General features: G+C 71.8%; 1 protein-coding gene. It reads right to left on the bottom strand.

Annotation, left to right across the window (positions count from 1 at the left end; all coding sequences use genetic code 11):
* Window positions 1–149 precede the first annotated feature (149 nt).
* Window positions 150–571 (bottom strand): DegV family protein (locus tag G3I78_RS47120; RefSeq protein ID WP_164436762.1); only part of this gene is annotated, 422 nt, incomplete at its 5' end.

Here is a 571-nt window from a genome sequence, read left to right as displayed (position 1 = left end):
GGGGCCGCTGGTGGCTCCGGAAGAGGGCGAGGTACGTGTGCGAAGAGTCATGGCACGACGGTAGGGGCCAATCCCGACCCCGGTTCGGAGTTATCAATTCCGGTGGAAATCCCGGACGTTGTGGATAACTCCGTCACCCGTTCCGGTGATCAGCGGGGCGAGACGACCGCCGCCAGCAGCCCCGGCCCGGTGTGCGCGCCGATCACCGCGCCGACCTCGCTGACGTGCAGTTCGACCAGGCCGGGGATGCGTTCGCGCAGCCGTTGCGCCAGCTTTTCGGCCCGCTCGGGCGCCGCGAGGTGGTGCACGGCCACGTCTACGCTGCCCGCCCCGGCGCGCTCCACGGCCAGCTCCTCCAGGCGGGCGATGGCCTTGGACGCCGTGCGCACCTTCTCCAGCATCTCGATCCGCCCGCCCTGCAGGGTGAGCAGCGGCTTGACGGCGAGGGCGGAGCCCAGGAGGGCCTGGGCCGCCCCGATGCGGCCGCCGCGGCGCAGGTAGTCGAGGGTGTCGACGTAGAAGTACGCGGACATGTCCGCGGCCCGCTTGTCGGCGGCGGCCACCGCCTCGT

The sequence above is a fragment of the Streptomyces sp. SID13726 genome (genome assembly GCF_010548375.1).
Taxonomy (GTDB): domain Bacteria; phylum Actinomycetota; class Actinomycetes; order Streptomycetales; family Streptomycetaceae; genus Streptomyces.
This window is presented reverse-complemented; position numbering and strand designations above follow the sequence as displayed.